Genomic DNA, 25,097 nt, shown 5'->3' on the forward strand with positions numbered 1-25,097 from the left:
TGCCCTGGTTTTATTTTTTCAACGATCGTTATTAAAACCAAAATCTCCATTGATCAATTGTTGGATTTCTTCCAGCCGATCTCCTTTAATGGTACGATTACGATAGATGAAAAGAGGAACGTAAACTTCACCAATCTGTTCCTTCACATCCTTATGTCTAGAGGGTGTTTCAGATAAGTTGACCTCATTGAATTCTATTTGGAACGACATCAGATAGTTTTTCACAGTCTGACATCTAGAACAACTGTCGATGGTATACAATACAGGTGTATCACTCATGACACAGACCTCCTATTCCCCATCATTTTACCGGAACAATAGGACTGAAGTATGTAATATATCTTACTTTTCCTTCGATCTAATCCTTATATAATAAAAGTAGCTAATAGGAGGGTATACCGATATGGACAAACTAACCTATCTCTCACAAATCAACTTATTTGAAGAAATGCCGATGAATGAACTTGAAGAAATCGATCGTATATCTGACATGCAACCTTTGAAGAAAGGGTCCACGATCTTTACACCAGAAACGAATATACAAGCGTTATATCTGTTGAAAAAAGGACAAGTACGTCTTTATCGTATGAGTGAAAATGGCAAGCAATTTACGGTAGATATCTTAGGTGACGGGAATATCTTTGGAGAAACTGCCACTTTCTCCTTAACAGAGGAACAAGATTATGCAGAAGCGATGTCCGATGTCTATTTGTGTGTCATTGGAAAAACCGAATTCGAAAAATTGATCGAACAAAATCCGAAGCTTGCCATCAAGCTGATCGAGATCTTATCTGCCCGCCTCAAGGATATATATGAAGTCAGTGAACAAATCGCTTTAAGAGACGTTCGTTATCGTGTTCTGTCTCTTTTGCTGAAGCTAAGTGAGAAGTTCGGAAAGCGTAGTAAAGAGTGGCAGACGATCGATGTGAAGATCACCCATCATGATATTGCAACCATGGTCGGTTCCAGTCGAGAAACCGTCAGTTCAATCATAAGTCAATTGAAAAAAGAAGGACTGATCAAAAAGTCGATCGTTTCGATGAAAATCAATGCCGATAAGGCGAAGAAAGAGCTCGAATAAAGGTGGTGACCAGTCTGGTCACCACCTTTATTTGGATCAACGGAAGATTTGTATATACTTTTCTGTAATTTTCGGTATGACGCCTTCAAACAATTTTTCTCTCCAGAATTGATTGGCCGCATTTTCCAAAATAGCGCCATGAGTAGGATAAGGATGTATGACGTTCGAAAGATCTCCGATTTTGTTCCCTTGTGTTTTTGCAAACACGATCTCTTGCATCCAATCTCCTGCATTTCTCCCAACAGCATGAGCACCGAGGATTTCCCCTTTTTGTGAAGTGATGACTTTCACCAACCCAACGTCATCTCGATCTGTTGCAAATCGGTCGACATCTTTGTTTTCCACTTTAAACACTTTTATGGAATCTCCGTGCTTTTCTTTTGCTTCCTTCTCCGTCATCCCAAGATGATATACTTCCGGATCCGTATACGTGACCCATGGAAGATTTTCATAGTTGATCTTGCCTTTGAATCCAATCAAAGCATTTCTGACGACCAATTTTCCTTCCATCCCTGCAGCATGAGTAAACGGATATTGTCCATTTGTATCTCCCACTGCAAAGATATTGGACACTGTCGTTTGGAGATGCTCATTAACGACTACATTACCTTTATCCAGCTGAACACCGATCTCCTCCAGTCCGAGATTGTCGGTATTCGGTTTCCGACCGGTTGCGATCAGTATGTCATCGGCTTCAAGATCAATCTTGTTGCCTTCTTTTTCAACCGTTAGAAGTTTAGTGCCATTTTCAAGACGAACGCTCTTGGCCATCGAATTGTACAGAAAATCCATTTCTTTCTCTAGTTCACTTTTAATAACCGGAATCATGTCTTCATCTTCACGACCGAAAATCGTATCGGAAGTCTCTACGACGGTCACTTTTGATCCAAAACGTGCAAGTGACTGAGCCATCTCAAGACCAATTGCTCCTCCACCGATGACGACGAGGCGTTTCGGAAGCTCCTTTAAATTGAAAATCGTTTCATTTGTCAGGTAATCTACCTCTTCAATTCCCTCAATCGGTGGTATGAATGGTCTGGAACCAGTCGCGATGACGAACCTTTTCCCTTTCAGAATCTTGCCGTTATCCAGCTCGAATTGTTGAGAGTCGACGAAACGTCCAGTACGTTGTGAATAGATATCAACGCCAAGTGACTCAAAGCGTTCATGGCTGTCATGATGTTGTAAGTCTGAAATGGCGGAACGGACTCTTTCCATTGCTACAGCTATGTCGGCTTGTCCATTAACAGTCAATCCGAATTTTGCCGCTGCCTTCTGAGCGTTATAAACTTCTTTTGCACTTTTGATGAGTGCTTTAGATGGAACACATCCATAATGAAGGCAGTCTCCTCCGAGGAGCTCATTCTTTTCAATAAGAGCGACCTGTGCCCCCAGACTCGCTGCACCGGCGGCAACCGTCAGGCCACCCGCTCCGCCTCCGATTACTATCAGATCATATGGTTTCATCATCAACTAGCACTCCTTCCTTCTCTTTTTGTTTCTTCATCCATCTATTTCTCACCCACATCGGAATCAAAGTTAAAGTGGCGAAAACACCGACTGCCAATAGAATGATTTTCGGGTCCCCTGTTACGAGACTGCTCCCAAGGAAGTTATAAGCGAATGTACCAGGGATGATTCCTATTAATGTTCCCAAAAAGAAGTCACGAAAACGGACTTTCGATATCCCAGCAGAATAACTGATGAGATCAAAGTTGAATAAAGGGATGAAGCGGAATAGAAGGACATAGAAAAATCCGTTCTTTTCAAGTTGCGATTGGATGGCTTTTCCCTTTCCTTTCCATTCTTTATTGGCAATGTTCTTCCCGAGTTTACGGGCTACAATGAAGGATAATAATGCCCCTGCTGTCGCACCAAGTACGGTATAGATTGTACCGAACAATGGTCCGAAGGCTAGTCCCCCTGTTATGGAGAGGACAGACGCTGGGAAGAAGATCAATGGCCGGACCGTGTACAAAAGCATGTAGATGATCGGTGCAAATATACCGAAGCCTATGATCCAATCCCTGATTTCATTTGCGTTTATGTTCAATTGAGTTGTACTGAACCAGATTGCGACAATAATGAAAACACCAATTAAGATCCATTTCAACCATTTATGAGTAAGCAACGATTTCATTCTCTCCTTCTCCCCCTTTCTTCCTCTTACGAACTTCATCAAAATGATGAATACTGTTTTTTGTATATTTCAACACTACAGATGAACCTTTGTTGATATCATGCTTTTTTGAAGAAGGGATGGTGATTGTCTGTTCTAATTGAGGAACTCGGATATGGTAGATCTTTTGTCCGTACTCTAAACTTTCATTCACCACTTCCCCTTCCATTTGAAGGTTTGTTGAAGGAGCATCAGAAGGTATGAGTGTCAACTTCTGGGTTGGAATGAAGCCCTCTTCTAATACCAAACCTTCTGAAAAGAATCCCGCCACGAAAGGGTTGCATGGATGTAAGGATAGGACTTCCGGATGACCGACTTGTTGAATCCGTCCCATTCCCATAACAGCAAGACGATCCCCCATAAAAGATGCTTCTTCTTTATCATGAGTGATGAACAGAGCCGTCACTCCTTCTTCGACAAGTACATTTCGAACGTACTGTCGCAATTCATAGCGAAGGGATTGATCGAGGTTGCTGAATGGTTCATCCAGCAACAACAAGTCCGGCTTTGTGACAAGAGCACGTGCGAGTGCAACTCTTTGTTGTTGACCACCGGATAGTTCATATGGGAACTTCTTTTCATGATCACTCATATCCACTTTTGCGAGCATCTCTCGTGCGGATCGTATTCTTTCCCTTTTTGCGATCTTTTTCATTTTCAACCCGTAGGTTACATTTTCTAATACATTCATGTGTGGAAAGAGCAAAGAATCCTGGAACATTAATACGATGCCACGATTATCCGATCGGTCGGACAAATCTGTTCCATTCATTCTCATGATGCCTTCATGCCTTTCAAGTCCTGCCATACATCTCAAAAGAGTTGTTTTCCCACATCCGGATGGTCCGACGACACTTAAGATCTCGCCTTGTTTCATAGAAAGAGAGAGATCATCCAGAATGATCTTTTGATCGTTATAATGTTTGGTGATGTTCTGTAATTCAATGTAATTCTCCATATATAAGAATTCCTTTCCATCAAGGTTGTCGAATCATCGTTGTTACACTTTTGCAAACCAGTTCGATCACGAACCAGAAGAAGATCGGCAAGACAGCAAATAACAAAGTGAACGCTGCCATGATCGGTTGATCTGCACTAGAGAAATAAGGGTAATAGATGATCGGCAAGGTTGTGATGATGCCTCCCCCGATAATTGCAGTCAAGGCATATTGACTGAGGGTGATGACAACTGTAAGAACGATGGCACTTCGGATGCTCGGCATCAGCATCGGCACTGTAATCGTCCAGAATTGTTTTTGTCGACTTGCACCAAGGACGGTAGCTTGTTCATACCACTTCGTCCCTACCCTTTCATATCCCGTACGCAAGATTCGGATTGCATAAGGAACACAAGGAAGTAGGTGGACTAAGATGACCCCCGATAGTGTGTCTGCTAGATTGAAACGTATCATGGTTAAATGCAAACCCATGACGATGAAGAGCAGCGGTATCAATAATGGAAGCATCAGAGTGGTCTCAATGAGTGTCTTTCCTTTAAACTGCTCGAATGCGAGTGCTCGTGCCGCAGGCATGCTGATGACCATAGTCAACATGACGACCGCAGCTGTAATGACCATCGAATTTCCTAATGCTTGAAGCAAACTTGGATCCTCCAAAACAGCTCTCCATGCCCTCATTCCAAAATGTTGAGGCAAAAGATTCGGCCACATCCAACGGGAAGATAAGCTTTGGATGCCCACTAACAAGACGGGACCTATCGTTAAAATGATGGAGAATACCAACAACGTTTTTAAGAATATGTTTTTAACCATCCTTAACTTCCTTTCATCAAACGGTGTCGGTATTTTTGGGTGGAGGAGTATAACGCGATCGTCAACACCACGATGATTGCTGTTACAACAATCAATGAGGCAAATGCGACCGGTCTTTGATCCCAGTTTCCATCGTAAAACCAGTCAAACGCCAGCACTGGTGTCATTTGTGGAAACGTAACCCCAAGTAGATAAGGTACTTCAAATGCTGCGAAAATAAATGCGAATAAGATGATGGCAACCTCAATGATCGTTGGCCACAGATATGGCCATTGAGCCGTAAAGAACTCATCACGCTTCTTGCCGCCCAATGTCTGTACGACATCTTTCAAACGTTGGTCCATTTGTACATATACCGGGAGTAACATCAAAACGACAAAAGGGATCTCTTTCCAAACATATGTCAGTATGATTCCGATCCCACTTGTATCATTTACTAGATTCGGAAAGTCAGTCAACTCGGAGATTGCGCCGAATTGAAAAAGCAATCCGGAAATCCATCCGCTATCTGAGAATAATAAAACGATTAAATATCCTGCAGCGAAATGTGGAAAAAGCATAGGAACCCATATCACAGCTTTCCAACGATCCTTCACAAGATAAGGATAAAGAAAATGAGTCAAACAAAGACCAATCAGTAAAGAGATGATCGTAGAAACCAAAGTGATATAAAGGGTGTACCCAAGTGATGTCCAGAACGTACTATTTGCAAAAAGTGTCCGATAAGCTTCAAATGTCCATGAAAAGTCCATTTGTAAGCTTTCCAATATACCATTGAACACGCCATACCCCAACAGCCCGGCAATCAGGAGGAATGCCGGGGCAAGTTGCAGGTAAGGGAGAGCTCGTTTATTTTTGTACAACTTCATTGAGCCAATGCTCCTTAATCCAATCAATGTAAGTAGAGTTCAGTTCAGGTAAGTAAGCTTCCTCCAGGTCTTTTGTCGACAATACCGAATCACCTCGATCCAGTGCTTTCAACTCTTTTTGGATGTCGTTCGGTAAGCGATCTGATTCAAGTACCATGCCTTCCCCCCACATTGAAGGATTCATCTTAGCCAACTGAGCTTCAGGTGACTCCATAAAGTTGATCGCAACCATTGCACCTGCCGGGTTCGGACTATTGAAAGGAATGCTCAGATAATGGGTATTCCCGATGGAACCGACATCCAATACAAATGACTTTGTAGAAGGAGGGAATACGCCATCCTTGATTAATCCTTCTCCACGGGCTTCGTTGAATCCGAGTGTAAACCAAACTTCCCCTTTACTGTAAAGTTGGTCAAGTTGAGATAAGGATTCTGGATACGTTTTACCTTCTCTCCATAAATGAGGCGAAATCTCTTTGAGATCTTTCCAAAATGCTTCATCTTCTCCTTCAAGCCAGGAAGGGTCATCCTTTTCGGTCAAATTCGGATTTTGTTCGGTCTTCTCATATAGGACATGTCTTAAAAATGCGTTTCCTGAAAAATCTTTCGGGTTTGGATAAGTGAACTTACCAGGATGCTCTTTCACGAACGATTTCAACTCATCCATGTTTTTTGGAGGATTTTCCACTTTGTCAGAGTCATACCACATGACAAATTGCACATTCCCCCAAGGTGCTTCCATACCATCTATGTTTGTTCCCATATCAGACTTCGTAAAATTTTTGTCCTGATTGATGTATTCTTCATAGTTCGGAAGTTTGGATGCAAAGGAACCGAGCAACAGCTTATTTTCCTTTGCGTTTTTGAAGTTTTCACCGTTGATCCAGATGATGTCGATCGTACCTTTGTCTTTCCCTGCTTTCTTTTCGGTTTGAAGCTTTTGTATGAATTCATTTGTATCCATAGGGTGTCTTTTTAGAGTAACGTCATGATCCTCTTTCAATCTTGGGGCCACCCACTCATCAATATAGCGATTGATCCCATTATCCCCGCCCCACATGAAGAGATTGACTGTCGACCCTTTTGCTTCTTTTTCGATGTCTTCCCATTTTTCTTCAAGGACCTTTGATGTTTGACTCTCACCGTTACCTGCAGAATTACATGCTGCTAGAAACATTGAGACTATCATTATTAGTGCTGTGATTTTAAGCTTCATTCGTCCTGACCCTCCGATAATATTTGATTTTCATACAACTCTAATGTAAGTATAGTAGTTATCCACTATGATTTATGTAAGGTGTATTACAGTATCTCTTCCCTATTATGGGTAAACTTAGTAATATATTCACACAATTTAAATGATTGATTACAGTATTTTTAATAAGGTGGTCATAACATGCTGGATACTCATGCAAGGAAATATGTACAGCCAATCATAGAAAAGACGGCAGATTTCTTTATAAAAGCAGGACTCAGTGCCAATCAGGTCACGTATCTTGGATTTTTCGTAGGAGTATCCACAGGTATTTTTGCCTATCTCGGATATCCAATCATAGCAGTATTCGTGCTCTGGCTCTCTGGTTTTCTAGATGCAGTGGATGGAACGATGGCTCGAAAGACAAAACCATCCCCATGGGGCACCCTATTAGATATAACGTTTGATCGGCTTGTTGAGATCAGTGTGATCATTGGTTTAGCGTTCAGATTTCAGGAATCCATGTGGGCGTTGCTACTTTTGAGTGTTTCCATCATTTTCGCTATGACGGTTTTCCTCACTGTAGGAGCTCTTTCTGAGAAAAATGGCATCAAGTCCTTCTATTATCAGGCAGGACTTGCAGAACGAACAGAAGGCTTTATCCTTTTCTCTCTCATGATTTTGTTTTCACAATATTTGACTGTCATCACATTGGTGTTTCTGGCAATTGAGTTGTTCACAACCTTCCAACGGCTTTTAGAAGCTCGGAAACTGTTAAAGGGTTGACGTAAATACGTCAACCCTTTTCAAGTTGATGTTATTTCTCCAACTTTACACCAAGGCCTTCAGCCATTCGGTTTACAAAATTGAAATAGGATGCAATTTGGCATATATCAAGAATTTCAAGGTCAGTACATCCTAGGTCCTTCAGCAAGTTGACATCCTCATCTTTTACCGCACTGGGCTCTTGTGTCAATTTTACAGCATAGTCAAGGATCACTCTTTCCTTTTCAGTCAGATCCGCTTCTTTATAGTTCTGCTTGATTTGTTGGACAAATTCCTCATCTTTCACAAGTAAATGGAGCGCCGCCCCATGATGTTCAATTCAGTAAAAGCATTCATTCGTCGAAGAAACGACGGTTGCAATCATCTCCCTCAACCTTCTTGGTAATGGAGATTTTCCGAACATGATGACCCGGTAATAGTCTAAATGGGCTTCTAATGATTTTGGATTCAAGGAGTGGACTCTCAAAATGTTCGCCATTTGACCATTGAAACGGTCATATAGTTCCTTCATTTTTCCTTCAGCTCGTTCATGATCGATGATTTCAATTCGTGCAGACATATGTATGAACCCCCTTTTCAATAGTTTATCAAATGTTTGATCTTTTCTTCGACTTTTTAAGCTTCACTCTTTCCACAATCAAGTAAACGATTGCCGCTACGAAGAAAATGGAGTGGGTGATGCTGAATTCTCTCCCATAAAAATCAGGGTCCCAATAAGAAATAGGTCCTCTGACAATATAATCATTCAACGGATATAAAATGGGAACGGCATCTTCGACATGTGTTAGAAGATCAATGATGATATGGCCCAACCATCCATAGAGAACGGCTTTCCATGGTGACAGCCGCCATTTTGTCAATAGGATCGTAATGATCATAAGGAAGAGCCATACAGGAATCGAATGCCCTAGTTGTCTTAACACGATGACAAGCGGGTGATCAAACATTTGGTGGACGATACTATGTAATTCAAAAGCATTTTCTTCTATCGGAAAACGTATCGCCATATAGAGGAACATGATGTAGTAAATGATATCTGGTAAGATGCTCCCGAAAACGAAAAACTTAGCAAGGCGTTTTTGTTTACGGAAGATAAAGTATGTCCAGAACCCATGATGAATCGTGTTCATAGACAACCTCCTTTTGAGAACACTTATCTTTAAGTAAATCATGTGACCTCAACTGAATCTGTAAGTTATATTACATATAGAAGAGGTGACCCCTTAGGTGCTGGACGAACACGCTCTGAATGGGTCACCTTCAATAATGGATCATATCATATTGGTTTTGTACCAGGCGTTGGCCTTCTCCACTTCTTCTCTAGTCAACTGGTGGCCACCATTGGTCCAGAACTCCTCAACTGCTGCTCCAGATTTACGAAGTTCTTCAGCTAGTTCTTGCGTTTCATCCATCGGAATGAGCGGATCGTTCTTACCTGCTCCGATAAAGACGGGAATTCCATCAAGAGAAGGCAATTGGAAGTTCTTCAAAGGCACCATCGCATGAAACAATATAGCACCTTTCAAAGCATCTTGATAGTGATATAACAAACTGCCAGCTATATTGGCACCGTTCGAATAACCGATTGCGACGACATGGTTACGATCAAATCCGTATTCCTTTGACATATCCTCAATGAAATCATTGAGATCATTCGTACGGCGTTTCAAATCTTCTTCGTCAAAAACCCCTTCACGCAGTCTTCTGAAGAAGCGAGGCATGCCGTTCTCCTCAACATTTCCTCTTACTCCAAGAATCGATGCTTCAGGATCGATCATTTCGGCTAATGGCAACAGGTCCTTTTCATTTCCACCTGTACCGTGTAACAATAGTAAAGTTGGTGCATTTTTGTCTTTGCCTTCTATAAATATGTGTTGGTGTTCCAAGTAAGCGTCCTCCTTCGTGTCAACTTATTCTTTCGTATCGAGTGGCTTCAATCGCTCTTCAATCTCTTTACGGTCATTTTCGAAGTATGGAGGCAATGCGAGGCTTTCACCAAGAGATTCGAACGGTTCATCTCCTTCAAAGCCAGGTCCATCTGTTGCTAATTCGAATAAGATTCCATTCGGTTCTCTGAAGTATAATGATTTGAAATAATATCGTTCTACAAAGCCTGAGTTGGGGATTCGCAGCTCTTTGATGTAGTCGCCCCACTTTTGCAACTCTTCTTCACCTTCAACACGATAAGCAACGTGATGAACACTTCCTCGTCCGGGTCTTTCTGGAGGTAGATCATTTCGTTCAATCAAATGAACTTCAGCACCATTTCCACCCTCACCGGTTTCATATACATCAACTTGATTGTTATCACGTTGATAGCTTCCTATTTTTGTGAATCCAAGTACATTTGTAAGAATTTGTTCTGTTTTATCAATCTTTGGGATCGTAAGGAATACAGGACCGAGACCTGTAATACCGTATTCCACTGGTACAGGACTCTTTTCCCATGGCTTCCCGCTCTCCACGCCAGTGTCGTGTTCATCAGAGATGAGCATGAGGCGTTGACCTTCAAAATCCTTGAAAGAGATCGTCGCTCTATCGTTTATGTGATGAATCTCACCATGCTCTACTTCATATTTGATGAATCGTTTTTTCCAGAAGTCTAACGCTTCATCTGATGGTACTCTCAATGAAGTCGTGGAAATGCTACTCGTACCTTCATAGGTTTGACCGGCCATTGGGATTTCAAAAAAGGTAAGGTCCGTTCCTGGATTTCCTCTTTCATCCGCATAGAAAAGATGATAAACGGACGGATCGTCTTGGTTGATCGTCTTCTTCACAAGACGCATACCTAATACTTTTGTATAAAACTCATAATTCCTCTTAGCTTCTCCTGTAATTGCAGAAACATGGTGTATACCTTTTAGCGGCTTTCGTTCGCTCATACCTCAACACTCCAATCCAGCATATTAATTACTAACTAATAGTAAGTGACCTTCATTTAATAGTATACCATTAAATGACGATTACAAAACATTTGTGCTCAAATCAGAGAAACCATAAAATGGACAGTAGTAAGACTATGAGGAGGAAATCTACAATGGCAGAACATCGTTTCCATTTGAAAGCAGATTGGCCAGGCCATAGAAATGACGTAGGAGAAATAGAAACAGCAAATTTAAGGACAAAGGTTTCCATTCCACCTGAAATGGATGGACCAGGAATCGGAACCAATCCCGATGAAATGTTATTAGGTGCCGCTGCAACTTGTTATATCATCACGCTAGCAGCGATGTTGGAAAGAAGTCGGATGGATAAACAGTCACTCACGATGGAATCGGAAGGAATCGTCGATGTGACCAATCAAGTGATTACATATAAGGCGATCATCCATCGTCCTAAACTCATCTTGAAGAATGGATCGGACAAAGAGATGAAGAAAGCTCAAAAACTCATTGATAAAGCAGAAGAATCTTGCATGATATCAAGGGCGATCAAAGGCAATGTCCATGTCAGTGTAGAACCCCTTATTACCTTTGAATAAGTTTTTTCGCCCATCTGATAACGGAATGATCGGCATCGACAACAAATTCCTGACCTCGGGCGACAGATTGAAAATATTCCTCTTTCCAGCTAGTCGGCTTATGGTAACTGATCGGACAGTCCCTGAAACATTCGGGTAAATCCCAGCAAGACTTATTCATGCCTTTCTTCGTCAATACATACTGTTCGTCATAGTTGAAAGTCCCGTATCCTGCCTTCTTTTCACTCCAATCCAGCGTATTTCGAGCGATGTAGATGGTATTCCTCTCTTTCTTTCGCTTGGCTGGAGTGACATGAGGGTGGTCCTTCATCCAATCTTGGACAGCCGCAGATGGATGGACTTGATGAATTTCATCCACTTGGAGGTACCCATAAATGATATGCCTGCCTTTTTGATCTGCAGGGTCGAAAATCAATCGATTCCCTTTACGCAATGTGTTTCGAAACCAGCCGAAGAACAGGAATAGGTCTCCTTCTTCTACCCCTTGATTTTCCAGGTGGCGTTGGGCAGCTCCACTTTGACCGAAGATTCCCTTCCAACCCTTTTTCCTTCTTAACGTATTCTTCTGAAGGTCAGGGTCCAAATGACAGTAGGTTTTTTCATCAAGAGACGTCCATTGATTGTTCACCTTTACTTTATCTTTAAAAGAATGCATCACATCCATATATGATTGTTGATTGAAAGCAAGGTTGTTGTACGCTATGCTAGAATCTTGATCAGGAATGGGCAAAGACAACAAGGTTCCATCTGGCAAAATCGGACTAGGATAACCTCCAGATGAAGAGTCGAATCCCTTCCTGCTTAAAACGATTTTCATGTATTTCACCTCTCTTGACTATGAAACCATAATCGGAGCACTCTATAAACTCATTCGCACCTATTTGTAAAAATCCTGTCGTAGAATGAAAAAGTAGGCTGTCCATTTTACTTGGACAACCTACTAGATTGATCTTCCTTATTGGAATCCTCGATATTCTTCAAGGGTCAGTTGCTTAGAATGAATATACCCTGCAGCTTTCTTTCCAACGTATCTTAGATGCCAAGGCTCATAACTATATCCTGTAATATCAGATTCACCTTTCGGGTAGCGGATGATGAAGCCATACTCATGAGCGTGATTCAGCACCCATTGTCCTTCCTCGGTCTGATCGAACGATTGGATGAGTCTGTAATCCACAGCTGGAGACGTTACGTCCATCGCTAAACCGGTTTGATGTTCACTTTCCCCGGGTTGAGCACTGACTTTATTCGCTTCCTCTTTACTGCCATAACGGTCTACATTGGAAGCAAAGATGGCTTCTTGGCGATCATAGGAGCGGTAACCGGATTGGGCGAACAACTCTAAACCTTGACTGTTCGCATCTTCAAACATTTGGTCTAGCGCTGTTGCAGCTTCTGAGCGGAGTAACTTCTTCGGTAGATCCTCTTCAAATGGAAACGGGACTGGTGTTTCGACTAGATCATTCGGTACATAGGAGTCGGGTAAATGACGTTTTTTATTAACAACTGCTAATATGGAGCTTGGCTTGTCAACGATCACAGGAGAACTTTCTGTTGGTTCAGGATCTTTGTGTTTTTCAGGATCCTTGGATGCTTGATTTTCTTCGCTTGTGTTTTTGTCTTCATTTTGTTGTTCCGTTTGCTGCTTCTCTTCTTTGTTTGTGTCTGAATCATCCGTGGATTGTTTTTCCTCAGTCGAATGCTTTTCCTCTTTGTGCTGCTCTTCCTGTTCGGTTTGTTCCTCTTGTTTCACTTCTACTTCCCTTGCTGAAATTTTCCATTGATCTTCTGTATACTGATAGGTGATTTTAAGCGTATATTTTCCTCTTAACTGATTCTGTGTTGTTTGGATGACGACATAGGTCGTTTCCGATTGTTGTTTCTCTTCAAATTCTTCATCTGTATTCAACCATACGGGCGCATCTTGTTTTTTGAGATAAAGATCATCATTTTTTTCTTCGAAGTATTGGTCAACATAATGTTCAGCCACATCTTTTGCTACTATGGCTTCAAGATGCTGGATGAGTGATTCTTTATCGGAGAATGCTTTCACCCTTTGTTGTGCATTCGTCTCTTGCATCAGCAAATCTTTGAAAGAAGATTCAATTTTTGCATAAGCTGGCTCTTTGATGGGATCCTCATTTTCTTTATCTCTTTGTTCTTCACCATTTGCAACCTCATGATTTGGCTCATTGTCAGTACCGGCTTCATCATTTTGACAGCCTCCTAAAATGATGAACGTAGAAATCAATAGTACCGACAAAAGTCTCATTGTATGACCTCCTTATCCTTCTTCTTTATATTCAATGTCATATTTGGTAATCAACCATTTTCCATCCATCCACTCGAACTCCGTTTGAATGACGTAGGTTCCGTTTAATTCATTAGAACGTAGTTGTTCGATTTTGAATTTGCCTTCCCCATTCTCTTCCAAACGAATATCAGAGAAATCAAATCGTTTGATTCCATGGAATGTTTTAGGTTTCAGTTCCCCGTCCTTTTCTTCCATAAAACTATTGACCCATTTCTGAGCAACTTCTTCAGTCGCTGACTTTTTCACTTGAGTGATCGCATCCTCCACGGAGTCATACCGGGTAACCGTGTTGTTCTCGTCAAGCTCAGGGTACACATCCTCATAAAACTGTTTAAGTAACGCTTCTGCTTTTTCTTCTGAGAACGTTTCAGGTTGTTGCTCAGTGTCCTGATCATCTTGCTCTTTTTCATCCTCTGAAGGTTGTTCCTGGGATGGCTCCTGTTCCTCTTGCGGCTTTTCCTGTTGACCAGTCTGCTGCTGTAATGATTGGAAGCCGATAGCTGCAACAATGATCAATAGAATGGATAATGTTGCAAAGCTGAGTGTTTTTTTGAAAAAGAAGGTACCCTTCGGTTGTTTCTGTTCCAACTCTTCAAGCTTCTGAAAAGTTTCACGTTTCTTATCCTCAGAGAAATGAATTTCATCCAAGGATGATTTTTGCTTCAAATCATTTAGATCCCTTTTCATACTTCTTCATTCCTTTTTTCTAAATACTCTTCTAGCATTTGTCTGGCTCTTCTCAATCTCGTACGTACCGAAGTATCCTTCAAATCCAGAATTTCACTGATTTCCTTTGTGGAATAATCTTGATAATAATGCAAAATGGTCACTTCACGGTATTTGACTGGTAATTGTAATACAAATTGGGTCAACGCATCATGTTCCATCTGAGTCGTCACTTCCGATTCAGGGGTTTCATGCGTTTTCGGTTGACTGAAAAAAGGCAAATCAAATTGCATATACCTCTTCCAACCACTTTTCAAGTGATCTTTACACTTGTTGATGGTTATCCGGTTCAACCATGTTTTCAGAGAAGAATTGCCTTTAAAGCTATCGAGTTTCGTATAACATTTCAAGAAAACGTCCTGAGCAATATCTTCTGCTGTCGTCATATCTTTCACATAGGAATAAGCCAAACGAGTCATATGGGACCCATGCTCGTTCATGACCTCTCGTAAAACATCCTCTTTATTCAATTGGTTGGTCTTGTACCTCTCAATCAAGCTCTCCACTGTCAACAACCACCCTTTTTCCGCTCCGTATATTTAGACGAAGATCTTATCCATTACAATTCAAAAAATTTTCTCTTATATAATGTGTACCCAGGAAAAACAAAATAAAAAAGATAGAATGCCATAAAAAAACTGCACGGCCAAATGTGACTAACATTTGGTCGTGCAGTTCTGCATGCCCTCGGATTCAATAGGCTTGATTCCAGACAATTTTACCTGATTTATTATGATAATCAACTTCTACTTGAAAGTTATGCTTTTCATAAAAATGAATGAGTCGATCTAAATGATCCCAATCACGATCGGAGATGTCTCCTGTAATATAAGGGATGTTTTTATCTTTTGCGAGCTCTTTCAAATAATGGATGCATATCGTTCCGTAACCTTTGTTCTCAGGACCTTTAATATCACCAATATGAATGCGATCTTCATCTGGGAATAGAGCCTGCAGTGCAAAATCCCAAACGCCTCGGAAAGCAGAATCACAGTCATTAAGCATAAGGTTGCAACGTTCTTCTTCTTCCGCTTTATAAACGATGACCAAGTTGTCCTCTTTCGTTTGATCGACACCGACAACGTCCCACTTTTTCGCGATTTCCTTCATGTCGTTTTGCATACGGAATACTTGCATTTCCATTTCTTCTAGATCTCGGTCGTTTTCTTCAGTAAAAACAGATTGATAGGCTAATGACATTGTGTTTCTCCTTTCTTCAGCAATGATTTGAATCGTTGTTTAAATGTTTTGTGTTAAAAATGATCCAACACACAATTTTCCATTTTACAAGATTTGAATCACTTTTTCAAATCTCCACTAAAAAAGACTCCTTAACAGGAGTCTGTAACGTGACTATTCACCGTTTCCCCCATGCAGTGCTCGACGTGCAAGTGTCTGTATGACAGCATCATCCATTGGTGGATTGTGTAAACCGGCACGAACATCCCGATAATACCGTTCGAAGCTAGAGGATTTCGAGAGCCCCCTTCCACCGACAATCCGCATGGCGAGGTCAACTACATCATTTGCCGTATTGGTTGCGATTGTCTTTACCGCAGCAAGATCTGGCCCTAATTCACTTCGCTTATCAGGTTGTGCATCCCATTTTTCAGCAACGGCGTACATGAAGTAACGAGCATTTAATAAGGCAAGGTCCATCTTCCCAATCTTTTCTTGTATATGAGGAACTTCAGATATGGGCTTGTTCAGGCTGTTCGGTTGATAGGTTTGTGCGAATTCGATGGCATCGTTTCTTGCTGCCAGTGCTATACCAAGGTAACAAGCGGGTATATGGAGCAACCAGCCTTTTGGGATGGATTTCTCTGGATTAGGCTTCTTCGTCTCAACCATCCTGCTTCCAGCTACATGTACAGTATTCAGCACTAAATCATCACTTGCTGTTCCTCTCATTCCTAATGTGTCCCACGTATGCTCGATTTCTACCCCTTTCTGATTTCTTTCTACGAGAAACCATCCTATTTCTTTTGTATCTTCTATAGAGGCTGAAACGATATAATAATCTAGCACATCTGCCATGGAGGTAAAGGATTTTCTCCCATTCAGTATATAGCCATCTTCTGTTTTCGTCGCATTCGTTTCAGGGATGCCCCCACGGGTAGGACTACCAGTAGCAGGCTCTGTCGCCGCACGGTTAATGATTTTGTGTTTGTCTATTATTTGTGATCCTAACCAGTTGAACATGTCATCCGTCCATAATTGTTCATCTCGAAGTTCCATCACAATACCAAGGTGCCAGCCTATAGATAGTGCAACGGAAGGATCTCCTTCCGCCAGTTTTTCCTGTGATAGGAGAAATTCATATAAGGAAGCGTTCTTGCCTCCAATCTCTTCAGGTAGGGTTAGTGTTATGTAGCCAGATTGTTTGAGATCATTTAAATTTTCAAGGGAGAATGTTCCTTCCCTGTCGGTCTCCTTCGCTCTTTTTTTCACTTTATCCGACACAGACTTGGCTAACGAGTACAGTGCTTTCTGTCGATCTGTTTTAACAAAAGGCTCATCCATTTTCCACATCTGAAAACCACTCCAACTCATTCAATTGTATAAAGCATACTAAACCTGTCGGAATTTATTCAACTGTGATGCTTTCTACACAGAAAGAAAGGGCCTTTTCTGGCCCTATTTACTCTCACGGAGGCAATTTCTTTTTACTAGATACTTCAGATGCTGGACAGGCATGGATCCATACCCTTGTTGATCCCCTAGATTAAATGAGACCACATTCCGGAAATGAGATGTGATTTTCAATGTTGTAGCTGAATTGAAGTTGACGGAACCTGGATCTGTAATCTGATAAATCGTGCCATCTTTAAGGTTCATGGAGACACTCCTCAAACTATTTTTATTCTAGTATCTCCAGACTCAGCATCATTATATGTTGATACAAAAAAAATCCCTGGACAACTTACATCCAAAAGATTTCTAGAGTTTATTTATTCACTGGTTCTTTCAAATTTTCAGCCAATCCCTCTTGATAGGCCATTTCTAGATACATGGAAACAAGTTGGCGAATTTTCGGTTCTACCCCTAAAACCTCCAGGTGAGTCATACATTTCCTTATGGAAGAACTACTTGGATCAACGTTCAACACCTCTAACAACTCCCTCCGAACATGGATTCAACAAAATCATGTACGTGGCCCTAATCCCTAAGCACGAATGTTGTTAAATCAAGTATGAGGGTTGTTAGTCATTAATGATACCCCTTCGCCCAAACTTCTTATTGTTCGACAATAAAAATAGTCATTTTACTCCTTCTCGATTCCGTAATAATTCAACTTCAGCCTTCAGGTTCTCTAATTCGTCGAGTAAAGACAGAATCATCTCATCACTTTTTTGCATTTCATCATTCAAATACTGTATCGTCTCTTCTTCCCAAATGAATGGATTCCCATTAGAAGGGGACATAGGTAGGTTATCATATACAATTCCGTCCTCTTTAGGAGCAGGCTTAAAGTAAATCACAACTTCGCAACCGGGATCCCCCATTGCAATCCGTTTCTTCAAATGTACCTGTCCAAAACCCATCTTACGGGCTGCAATCCCTCCAAAGACGCTAGAAGTCATCATACAGAGGTGTGGTGCATCTTGAACAATTTCCCCGAAAGGACATCCAGTAGCTTTGACGACAGCATAATCCTCATTGATCTCAGATATGCGGAAATGCCCCCCAATCGAATTCTTTAAATCGACAATCACTTCAGCATATCGATCAACTGTCCAATCATCTTCTGGATTACAATAGAATGATTCGATCCACTCCCCGGTTTTTATCCCTAATTGTTTGATATACTCCTCTGCATGTTCCCCTACTGTCCGTCTGTGTAAGTGAGCATATTGTGTGACCAGTTTTGACAGAAAGATTGTTGCATTGAAACTTTGGTTCTCTGACATAGTAATCTCCCTTCCCAAAACCTTTTTCCTCTATTATACAGAATATTCTAATATATTTATATTAAAAATATTGTTTAATATAAAAAAAGGCAGGTTCCCCTGCCTTTTTTTCGTCATTAACCTGCGATATCTTTCTTTTGTTTGACGCCATCTCCCCAGCACTCTGTATTTTCAATGCCGAGTTTGACTGGATCGAACGTAGGATCTTTTCCTTCTTTACGTTGCATTTCATAGTCTTTAAGAACTTTGAAGGCAACTTTTCCAAGAAGTGCAATCCCTACCAAGTTGATCAAAGTCATCAATGCCATGAATAAGTCTGCCAGACTCCAAACGAATGCGAGTGGAAGCATTGCACCGACCATGACCATTCCCATTGTAGCTAACCGGTATACAAAAATGGCTGGCTTGCTTTCCTTGATGAATTCGATATTCGTTTCACCATAGTAGTAGCTTCCGATAATTGAACTGAAAGCAAATAAGAAGATTGCAACTGCGATGAAGATCGTAGCTGCGTTACCAACATGATCTCCAAGAGAATCCTGAAGCAACTGGATTCCGGCAACATCGCCAGTTTGGTAGATCCCTGACATCAGGATGATGAACGCTGTCGCAGAACACACAATCAATGTATCAAGGAATACGCCAAGTGTTTGGATGAACCCTTGTTTTGCTGGGTGGGAAACACTTGCAGTCGCTGCTGCGTTCGGCGCACTACCCATACCAGCTTCGTTAGAGAATAGTCCACGTTTAACACCATTCATGATTGCGGCACCGATTCCACCACCGATAGCTTGTTCTAATCCGAATGCACTCTTGATGATTAACATGAACATTTCTGGGATTTGTCCAACATTCAAAATGAGTACGACAATCGCCAGGATAATATAAAGAACAGCCATGATTGGAACGACTACAGAAGATACGTTCGCGATACGGTGTACGCCACCGAAAATGACCAATCCAGTAAGGACCGTAATGACGATACCAACTACTGTACCATTGAAGTTGAATGCATTTTCATATGCAGCAGAAATCGTGTTACTTTGTACCGAGTTAAAAATAAGACCGAAAGTTAATGCAATTAGTACTGCAAAAATGATTCCAAGCCATCTTTTCCCGAGTCCTTTTTCAATGTAGTAAGCAGGACCTCCACGGAATGCTGATTTATCCTTGATTTTGTAAACCTGAGCAAGTGTACTTTCTACAAAACTCGTTGCTCCACCTACTAATGCTACGATCCACATCCAGAATACAGCCCCTGGACCACCAAGACCGATCGCTACGGCAACCCCAGCAAGGTTACCTGTACCAATACGTGTAGCTGCACCGATACAGAAAGATTTGAATGAAGAAATGCTTTTTCCATCTGTAATCGTTGATTTCTCAAATAATACTCTTGTCATCTCTCCGAGGTAGCGGAACTGTACGAATCTTGTTGCTACCGTGAAGTATACTCCTAGCCCAAGTAAAGCGGCGATCAGAACATACCCCCATAAATACGTATTCAAAAATCCTACGATGTTTTCTAACACAATACCTAACCCCTTTTCCCATTTTTTGTTTTTTCTGAATTTTTAACTTAAATATTATTATAATAAAAGCTTGTCTATTTGCAACAACTTTCTGCATATTCTTACATTTCGACTTCCGAAATATCGCGGATTTTACCTTATAAAACAACATTTTGTTACATGATTATTCGTGTGCAAATTATTTTTTTTGTAAAGAAGATCTTGTGTAAAAAATGGAAAATCCAACATTAGAATGCTGGATCATGACTTCTATTTGGATAGAATCCGTAGATACTCTTTCCACGGTCCTACATCCTGGGTATAACGATTTGCCATCACTCTTGTGATTTGTGAGATATGATTCAGATCATGGACGACCCATGTAGAGAGTAATTGATGAAGCGATACCTCTCCGAACGCTGGATGTATCCCTTTTAATTCAAGCTCTGCTACGTTTGAAATAGAATCGATCTCATTGAGATTCTGATCGCGTAACCTTCTGAATTCTTCAAGTAACTCTTCCAATGATCGGTCTTTGTTCCGAGTCAGATGTTCGAATCGATCAAAGGGTTGAAACTCCAAGTTGTCACCTTGTGAACGAATGATCTGTACTCTTTCCAGCCAATCCCTTCGTTCCCCGTCTATGAGATGACCTACAACATCAAATGGAGACCATGTATCCTTTCCTTCATCAGTCCGGATCCAGTTCTCCGACAATCCGGAGAGCAATGACGCCAAAACATTTGGGGTGTTCCTTAATATTTCTTTTGCTTCTTTCAAATCGAAATTCATCTTCTCCACCTCCAATAAGTTACAAGTTAATTGTACACGAAAAAAAGAGACTTACCCGATCATTCCGGCAAGTCTTCAAGTAATTGATCGTTACTATGATTTGTTCCGTTGGATCCTTTGATAACGGTATCGACTCCATTGATATCGAACGAAACAACCTATACAAAACCCCATTATGGCAATGAAGGAAGCAGCTGCGACCATGCCACTCGATAAGTAATACAAAGTTTCTGATCCTATTCGTTCTCCTATTAACGCACTTATCAATAAGATTACAGCGATCAATTGATTGAATTGTTGTTGTTCGCGATCTTCTTGTATATAGGATGAATGATCCTTTTTGAGAAAGTGGCGTGCCAGTTTCATTACTGGATTATATTTAAATAGTAAACCGGAAAGTCCAGTAATCAACGGGAAAAGTAAAACCCATTCCGAACTGGTGAACCAAGCAACAACTACGGAAAGAAAAATGAACCATTGATTCGTTCTTATGATGGGTCTAGGAATGGATTGGATAGAATGAGACATTTATATAAGACCTTTCTTATATGAATGATATGGTTATCTTAACCTTATTCATATGGAAAGGGAAGTGTGAGCACTCGGCATTATGGTATTTCAATTGCACCAATCTGCTCATATGTCTTCATTTCGTGTGTGACGATACTGTTGTTGGAAAAGCTGTATAAGTGATCGTCGATATAGATCAATCGATGAATTTCCTGTTCCCACGGCGATTGATATAAGTCTGAAACGTCCGCATGTGAAATCTCTTCTATTAACTTTAAACCATCTTTCATCGTGATCTGGTAAACGTGGGCTCCGTTAAACAAGTAGCCCCCCGTTTTTTCATTGTACATTTGTAATGGAAAAGCGAACAAATTCTTTGAAGGTTCAAACAAGAGCGCTTTATGGTCATGGTTCAAAGGTGAGTAGGTTCCGCTTCCACCAATGATTTTGGTGTGAATTTCTTTTGGATCATGCATATCTTTTACGTTGAAGATCGAAATTTTTATGCCGTCTGTTTGAATCATCGGTTCTCGACTACCCTTAAGGTTCACCAGTTTTGTGTGGTGACCGAAACCGATGATATGGTCCTCATCATAAGGGTGCAGATAATTACTGAAACCTGGAATTTTGAGCTCTCCCTTTACTTCTGGGTTCCGGGGATCACTAGCATCAATTACAAAGAGAGGATCCACTTGTTTGAACGTGACAATATAGATCCTTTCATTCATGAACCGTGCAGAATAGATCCTTTCCCCCTCAGCTAATCCCTCTACTTTTCCAATCAAGTTCAAGTGTTCGTCATAAATGAACAAGTGGTTAAAGGATTGTGTACGATCATCTCCTGAAAATCCACTAGTTGTCGCGATTCTGAAATTCCCCTCGAATTCATCCATAGAAAACTGGTTCAGAACCGTTCCTTTAACAGTTACGGAAGCTTTGTAATCTATTTCTCCATCCTCGATGGTGAACTTATAAACATCAGTGTCCGGTGTATAACTTCTCCTGAATTCTGAATCATTAACTACATTTGTTTGGACAGCAATATAAAGGTTCTCCTTGGACATAAACAACTCTCCGCCTCCACCAAGAAATGTCTCGTGAAATGCTGGACTTTCCGGTTTATCGATATTGATGGAAGAGATTGTCGTGTAATGGGATTCATTTGTATCAGGAAAGTACTGAATCTCATCATAATCAATGACATTCATCTTGTTGCTCATAGCCGTATCTCTGAACCTTGGTCGAAGTTCGACTTTTTCATCCCCCTTTTCGAACGTACGCCAAACTGGAGGGTGATATTGGGAAATCAAGTAAACATGTTCCTGAGATCTTCGAGCAGACAAATAGGACCCTTCGATTTCCACTTCCCTTTCCAAGATTGGGTTGGATACATTTTCAACATCATATACCTTCATTTGAACACTATGAAAGGCAGTTCTTGCAATAGAATCCTCAGAGCCAGATGACTTTTGTTCGTGGGATGTTTCGCTTTGATAGGAATGACCCATTACGATGAGCTTATTGCCATATAGGAGTAATTGGTGTGGAGAAAATGCCATATCCTCAAAACGGATGGTAGTCATCAATTTCAATTCGTCAGCAGGTTTTGCTCTCGTGATATGGAGTTTGTTACGGACTAATTGGTAAATGAAATCACCATCATTCTTGATCGTGTCCGGTTCATCTACACCCTGTACCTGGATATTCGTAGTTGAATGACTTTGATCAGAATTCCCACTGCTGCTATTGTCAGCCATTTCCATTGATGATTCACCATCTGCTGAGGATTTTTCCATGACATGTACACTGTTCTTATGGCTCTTTTCAAAATAGGCCTGAAGTCTTTGTTTTGATCCAATTACGGGTAAGCGATCTTTCACAACGAATTGAATGCGCTCTCCATCGAGCTTTCTTCCACCAACGGATTGAATGTCTTCAGTAAGATGGAGTGTGAAGTAATTACTTTCTGAGTCATAACCTTCGTGTGGAGATGCAATGGAAATGGACCTGTTATCTTCGTTCAGCTTAATGGATACAGCTTGTTTCTCCCCATCCTCATTTGTGACATACACACTTTTATCTGTTACCGAATGTGCATTCAATTCTTTTGAAAATGCCAAGTCCAGATTTTTATTTTGCAACAAAATTTTCCCTCCATCTTCCCATTCATTAAGCACCTTCAGTTCGGTTGTATAATAGACAGCAATGGTGAATATTGTGACAAACATTACACCAGCGAGCAGCCACCATTTCTTCATAAAAAACGCCCCCTTTTTCCTAGAGACGTTTTCCATTAAGATTCCGTTACAAAAACTTCCTTTTCAAGAACATGAAGTTCTGGTAGGTTTAAATAACGATGGATTCAGAAGGGTTGGATGACATGGAAAAATACCGTTTATTAGTGATTGGTGCAGGCAGGATGGCAGAGGCCGTTACATCTGGTCTGCTGAGTCAAGAGGAGTCCCTATTTTCGACAATCCTGGTTGCAAACAGGTCTGATCAAAAACGCTTGGAGACATTTGCTAGTAAGTATGATGTAGAAGTTACGACAGATTGGAAGTCAGCAGTTTCCAATTCGGACGTGATTCTATTGGCTGCACCTCCGAAGGCACATGAACATCTGTTGCACGAACTGTCCAGTCAATTGGATGAGCAACTCATACTTACCGTTGCAGCTGGCATAGACCCTACCTATATGGAAAGTCAACTACCCGACGGTACACCAGTCTGTTGGTTGATGCCGAACACAGCTGCTCTCGTTCAAAAATCGATGACGACTTATACATGTGGTAGGCATGTGGATCAGACACACCGAAAAATCATCGAACATATTTTGGACTCAATTGGTGACTATGAAGAACTGACAGAACAACAGGTACATGATTTGACAGCTATAACCGGTAGCGCTCCTGCTTTCCTTTATCTGGTTACTGAAGCGTTGGAAGAAGCCGCCCAAGCTTATGGTCTCACAGATGAACAAGCACAGCGGTTAGTTACGAAAATGATCAGCGGTTCAGCTGCAATGCTGGAGACTAATACACCCGCAGTAGAGTTAAGGGATCAAGTAACGACACCGGGAGGTTCAACAGCAGCTGGTGTCGAGGTTTTGGAGCAATCTGATTTGAAAAAAGTCTTGAAACAAGCCGTATACGCAACAAACGAGCATGCCAGAAAAATACATTAGGTAGGAAATTCTGCTCAAATCTCGAATGGTATAGGTAATGTATAAGGAGGGATTTCAAATGGGCATTTTAGATGGTTTGATGGGCAATGCATCAGAGGCAGATCTGAATGCAGTCGCTAAAGACCTCGAACAGATTGTAACGGAAGGTGAACGCGTCGAAAAAGCATTCAAAATCATCCGTGACATGATTGTATTCACAAACAAACGATTGATTTTGATTGATAAACAAGGTATGACAGGTAAAAAGGTGGAATATCATTCTGTACCCTATAGAAGTATTACGCATTACAGTGTAGAAACCGCCGGAACATTCGATATGGATGCAGAGTTGAAAATTTATATTTCGAGTACTGCACAACCGATTTCAAAACAATTCCGTAAAGACAACAGTATATTTGATGTCCAACGGGCACTTGCCACTTATGTGAATGCCTGATGAATAAAGGATGACCGGAAACGAATTTCCGGTCATTTTTTTATGTTTCAAATTAGTAACGATCTTTGTTTCGCTCTATTTGTTTATTAAGTGCATCTGCTGTTTTGTCTACAGCATTCATTGCGGCACTTTCTGTAGCTTCCACCGCATTTTGAACACTGTCAAAAGCGGTATCAGCGCCGTCCTTAATATTCTTTGCAGCTCGCTCCACTGCACGTTGTCCATCATTTCGTTTATGAGACATTTTCAGTCCTCCTTTGCTGTCAGTAAAGAACATTATTAGGTTTTTACTGTTGATTGAAATTATGCGCCAATCGTACTATTGACAGAAACCACCATATCCATAA

Annotated in this window: 30 protein-coding genes; 5 read left to right on the forward strand and 25 right to left on the reverse strand. The window is 41.1% G+C overall.

Annotation, left to right across the window (positions count from 1 at the left end; genetic code table 11):
- Positions 1-18 precede the first annotated feature (18 nt).
- Positions 19-279, reverse strand: a complete 261-nt coding sequence (locus ACXQIQ_RS02770) for a glutaredoxin family protein (protein WP_439300259.1) — start codon at positions 277-279, stop codon at positions 19-21.
- Positions 280-403: 124 nt separating this feature from the next.
- Between ACXQIQ_RS02770 and ACXQIQ_RS02775 the strand changes: the two genes are divergently transcribed.
- Complete coding sequence (locus ACXQIQ_RS02775) at positions 404-1,081, forward strand: Crp/Fnr family transcriptional regulator (RefSeq protein WP_439300258.1); 678 nt, start codon at positions 404-406, stop codon at positions 1,079-1,081.
- A 36-nt stretch (positions 1,082-1,117) separates the two neighbouring features.
- On the opposite strand, the gene ACXQIQ_RS02780 is transcribed toward ACXQIQ_RS02775, so the two are convergent.
- Genes ACXQIQ_RS02780 through ACXQIQ_RS02805 form a run of 6 tightly spaced genes read right to left on the reverse strand, consistent with a single transcriptional unit; the run spans position 1,118 to position 7,117 of the window.
- Positions 1,118-2,551: a dihydrolipoyl dehydrogenase family protein gene (locus ACXQIQ_RS02780; RefSeq protein WP_439300257.1), complete on the reverse strand. Its 1,434-nt coding sequence runs from the start codon at positions 2,549-2,551 to the stop codon at positions 1,118-1,120.
- Positions 2,535-3,221 (reverse strand): TVP38/TMEM64 family protein, encoded by a 687-nt coding sequence (locus ACXQIQ_RS02785; RefSeq protein ID WP_439300256.1) that lies wholly within the window; start codon positions 3,219-3,221, stop codon positions 2,535-2,537. The genes ACXQIQ_RS02780 and ACXQIQ_RS02785 overlap by 17 nt, the downstream gene beginning before the upstream one ends.
- The gene (locus ACXQIQ_RS02790) at positions 3,199-4,218 is read right to left on the reverse strand and encodes an ABC transporter ATP-binding protein (RefSeq protein WP_439300255.1); all 1,020 of its coding nucleotides are present in this window, start codon (positions 4,216-4,218) and stop codon (positions 3,199-3,201) included. The genes ACXQIQ_RS02785 and ACXQIQ_RS02790 overlap by 23 nt, the downstream gene beginning before the upstream one ends.
- A gap of 19 nt (positions 4,219-4,237) precedes the next feature.
- The gene (locus tag ACXQIQ_RS02795; protein ID WP_439300254.1) at positions 4,238-5,032 is read right to left on the reverse strand and encodes an ABC transporter permease; all 795 of its coding nucleotides are present in this window, start codon (positions 5,030-5,032) and stop codon (positions 4,238-4,240) included.
- Positions 5,033-5,034: 2 nt separating this feature from the next.
- Positions 5,035-5,901: an ABC transporter permease gene (locus tag ACXQIQ_RS02800; RefSeq protein WP_439300253.1), complete on the reverse strand. Its 867-nt coding sequence runs from the start codon at positions 5,899-5,901 to the stop codon at positions 5,035-5,037.
- Positions 5,882-7,117, reverse strand: coding sequence for an ABC transporter substrate-binding protein (locus tag ACXQIQ_RS02805; RefSeq protein WP_439300252.1), 1,236 nt, complete (start codon positions 7,115-7,117; stop codon positions 5,882-5,884). Before ACXQIQ_RS02805 ends, ACXQIQ_RS02800 begins: the two co-directional genes overlap by 20 nt.
- Positions 7,118-7,297: 180 nt before the next feature.
- Here ACXQIQ_RS02805 and ACXQIQ_RS02810 point away from each other — a divergent pair, with 180 nt between their 5' ends.
- Positions 7,298-7,882: a CDP-alcohol phosphatidyltransferase family protein gene (locus ACXQIQ_RS02810; protein ID WP_439300251.1), complete on the forward strand. Its 585-nt coding sequence runs from the start codon at positions 7,298-7,300 to the stop codon at positions 7,880-7,882.
- Between the two features lie 31 nt (positions 7,883-7,913).
- Here the strand turns inward: ACXQIQ_RS02810 and ACXQIQ_RS02815 are convergent, their stop codons facing one another.
- The 5 genes from ACXQIQ_RS02815 to ACXQIQ_RS02835 form a co-directional block, all read right to left on the reverse strand.
- Positions 7,914-8,168, reverse strand: coding sequence for a carboxymuconolactone decarboxylase family protein (locus ACXQIQ_RS02815; protein ID WP_458025804.1), 255 nt, complete (start codon positions 8,166-8,168; stop codon positions 7,914-7,916).
- A 33-nt stretch (positions 8,169-8,201) separates the two neighbouring features.
- Positions 8,202-8,441 (reverse strand): carboxymuconolactone decarboxylase family protein, encoded by a 240-nt coding sequence (locus ACXQIQ_RS02820; protein WP_439300250.1) that lies wholly within the window; start codon positions 8,439-8,441, stop codon positions 8,202-8,204.
- 28 nt (positions 8,442-8,469) lie between these two features.
- The gene (locus ACXQIQ_RS02825) at positions 8,470-9,012 is read right to left on the reverse strand and encodes a hypothetical protein (RefSeq protein WP_439300249.1); all 543 of its coding nucleotides are present in this window, start codon (positions 9,010-9,012) and stop codon (positions 8,470-8,472) included.
- Positions 9,013-9,153: 141 nt separating this feature from the next.
- Positions 9,154-9,768, reverse strand: a complete 615-nt coding sequence (locus ACXQIQ_RS02830) for an alpha/beta hydrolase (RefSeq protein ID WP_439300248.1) — start codon at positions 9,766-9,768, stop codon at positions 9,154-9,156.
- A 24-nt stretch (positions 9,769-9,792) separates the two neighbouring features.
- The gene (locus ACXQIQ_RS02835) at positions 9,793-10,767 is read right to left on the reverse strand and encodes a ring-cleaving dioxygenase (RefSeq protein ID WP_439300247.1); all 975 of its coding nucleotides are present in this window, start codon (positions 10,765-10,767) and stop codon (positions 9,793-9,795) included.
- Between the two features lie 155 nt (positions 10,768-10,922).
- On the opposite strand from ACXQIQ_RS02835, the gene ACXQIQ_RS02840 reads away from it, so the two are divergent.
- On the forward strand, positions 10,923-11,366 hold the full coding sequence (locus tag ACXQIQ_RS02840; RefSeq protein WP_439300246.1) for an OsmC family protein: 444 nt from the start codon (positions 10,923-10,925) through the stop codon (positions 11,364-11,366).
- On the opposite strand, the gene ACXQIQ_RS02845 is transcribed toward ACXQIQ_RS02840, so the two are convergent.
- The 12 genes from ACXQIQ_RS02845 to ACXQIQ_RS02900 form a co-directional block, all read right to left on the reverse strand.
- A complete protein-coding gene (locus ACXQIQ_RS02845) occupies positions 11,353-12,183 on the reverse strand; it encodes an Nmad3 family putative nucleotide modification protein (protein ID WP_439300245.1) in 831 nt (276 codons plus the stop codon). The genes ACXQIQ_RS02840 and ACXQIQ_RS02845 overlap by 14 nt on opposite strands.
- Positions 12,184-12,321: 138 nt before the next feature.
- Complete coding sequence (locus ACXQIQ_RS02850) at positions 12,322-13,638, reverse strand: M15 family metallopeptidase (protein WP_439300244.1); 1,317 nt, start codon at positions 13,636-13,638, stop codon at positions 12,322-12,324.
- 12 nt (positions 13,639-13,650) lie between these two features.
- Positions 13,651-14,367 carry a hypothetical protein gene (locus ACXQIQ_RS02855; protein WP_439300243.1) on the reverse strand — a complete coding sequence of 239 codons (717 nt, stop codon included), beginning with the start codon at positions 14,365-14,367 and terminating at the stop codon, positions 13,651-13,653.
- The gene (locus ACXQIQ_RS02860) at positions 14,364-14,912 is read right to left on the reverse strand and encodes a sigma-70 family RNA polymerase sigma factor (RefSeq protein WP_439300242.1); all 549 of its coding nucleotides are present in this window, start codon (positions 14,910-14,912) and stop codon (positions 14,364-14,366) included. The genes ACXQIQ_RS02855 and ACXQIQ_RS02860 overlap by 4 nt, the downstream gene beginning before the upstream one ends.
- Before the next feature lie 187 nt (positions 14,913-15,099).
- On the reverse strand, positions 15,100-15,606 hold the full coding sequence (locus ACXQIQ_RS02865; protein ID WP_439300241.1) for a hypothetical protein: 507 nt from the start codon (positions 15,604-15,606) through the stop codon (positions 15,100-15,102).
- Positions 15,607-15,759: 153 nt separating this feature from the next.
- Positions 15,760-16,938: an acyl-CoA dehydrogenase family protein gene (locus ACXQIQ_RS02870; RefSeq protein WP_439300240.1), complete on the reverse strand. Its 1,179-nt coding sequence runs from the start codon at positions 16,936-16,938 to the stop codon at positions 15,760-15,762.
- A 105-nt stretch (positions 16,939-17,043) separates the two neighbouring features.
- Positions 17,044-17,244, reverse strand: coding sequence for a hypothetical protein (locus ACXQIQ_RS02875; RefSeq protein ID WP_226548824.1), 201 nt, complete (start codon positions 17,242-17,244; stop codon positions 17,044-17,046).
- A gap of 422 nt (positions 17,245-17,666) precedes the next feature.
- A complete protein-coding gene (locus ACXQIQ_RS02880) occupies positions 17,667-18,317 on the reverse strand; it encodes a methanogen output domain 1-containing protein (RefSeq protein WP_439300239.1) in 651 nt (216 codons plus the stop codon).
- Between the two features lie 116 nt (positions 18,318-18,433).
- A complete protein-coding gene (locus tag ACXQIQ_RS02885) occupies positions 18,434-19,849 on the reverse strand; it encodes an alanine/glycine:cation symporter family protein (protein WP_439300238.1) in 1,416 nt (471 codons plus the stop codon).
- Positions 19,850-20,098: 249 nt separating this feature from the next.
- Positions 20,099-20,620 carry a DinB family protein gene (locus tag ACXQIQ_RS02890; protein WP_439300237.1) on the reverse strand — a complete coding sequence of 174 codons (522 nt, stop codon included), beginning with the start codon at positions 20,618-20,620 and terminating at the stop codon, positions 20,099-20,101.
- A 93-nt stretch (positions 20,621-20,713) separates the two neighbouring features.
- On the reverse strand, positions 20,714-21,148 hold the full coding sequence (locus tag ACXQIQ_RS02895; protein WP_439300236.1) for a DUF4395 domain-containing protein: 435 nt from the start codon (positions 21,146-21,148) through the stop codon (positions 20,714-20,716).
- 80 nt (positions 21,149-21,228) lie between these two features.
- Complete coding sequence (locus tag ACXQIQ_RS02900) at positions 21,229-23,388, reverse strand: beta-propeller domain-containing protein (RefSeq protein ID WP_439300235.1); 2,160 nt, start codon at positions 23,386-23,388, stop codon at positions 21,229-21,231.
- A gap of 98 nt (positions 23,389-23,486) precedes the next feature.
- Between ACXQIQ_RS02900 and proC the strand changes: the two genes are divergently transcribed.
- Positions 23,487-24,314 carry a pyrroline-5-carboxylate reductase gene (gene proC, locus ACXQIQ_RS02905; protein WP_439300234.1) on the forward strand — a complete coding sequence of 276 codons (828 nt, stop codon included), beginning with the start codon at positions 23,487-23,489 and terminating at the stop codon, positions 24,312-24,314.
- Between the two features lie 58 nt (positions 24,315-24,372).
- Complete coding sequence (locus ACXQIQ_RS02910; RefSeq protein WP_439300233.1) at positions 24,373-24,750, forward strand: PH domain-containing protein; 378 nt, start codon at positions 24,373-24,375, stop codon at positions 24,748-24,750.
- Positions 24,751-24,802: 52 nt separating this feature from the next.
- Here the strand turns inward: ACXQIQ_RS02910 and ACXQIQ_RS02915 are convergent, their stop codons facing one another.
- Complete coding sequence (locus ACXQIQ_RS02915) at positions 24,803-24,994, reverse strand: hypothetical protein (protein WP_439300232.1); 192 nt, start codon at positions 24,992-24,994, stop codon at positions 24,803-24,805.
- Between the last annotated feature and the right edge of the window lie 103 nt (positions 24,995-25,097).

This window comes from Pseudalkalibacillus sp. Hm43 (genome assembly GCF_054170705.1).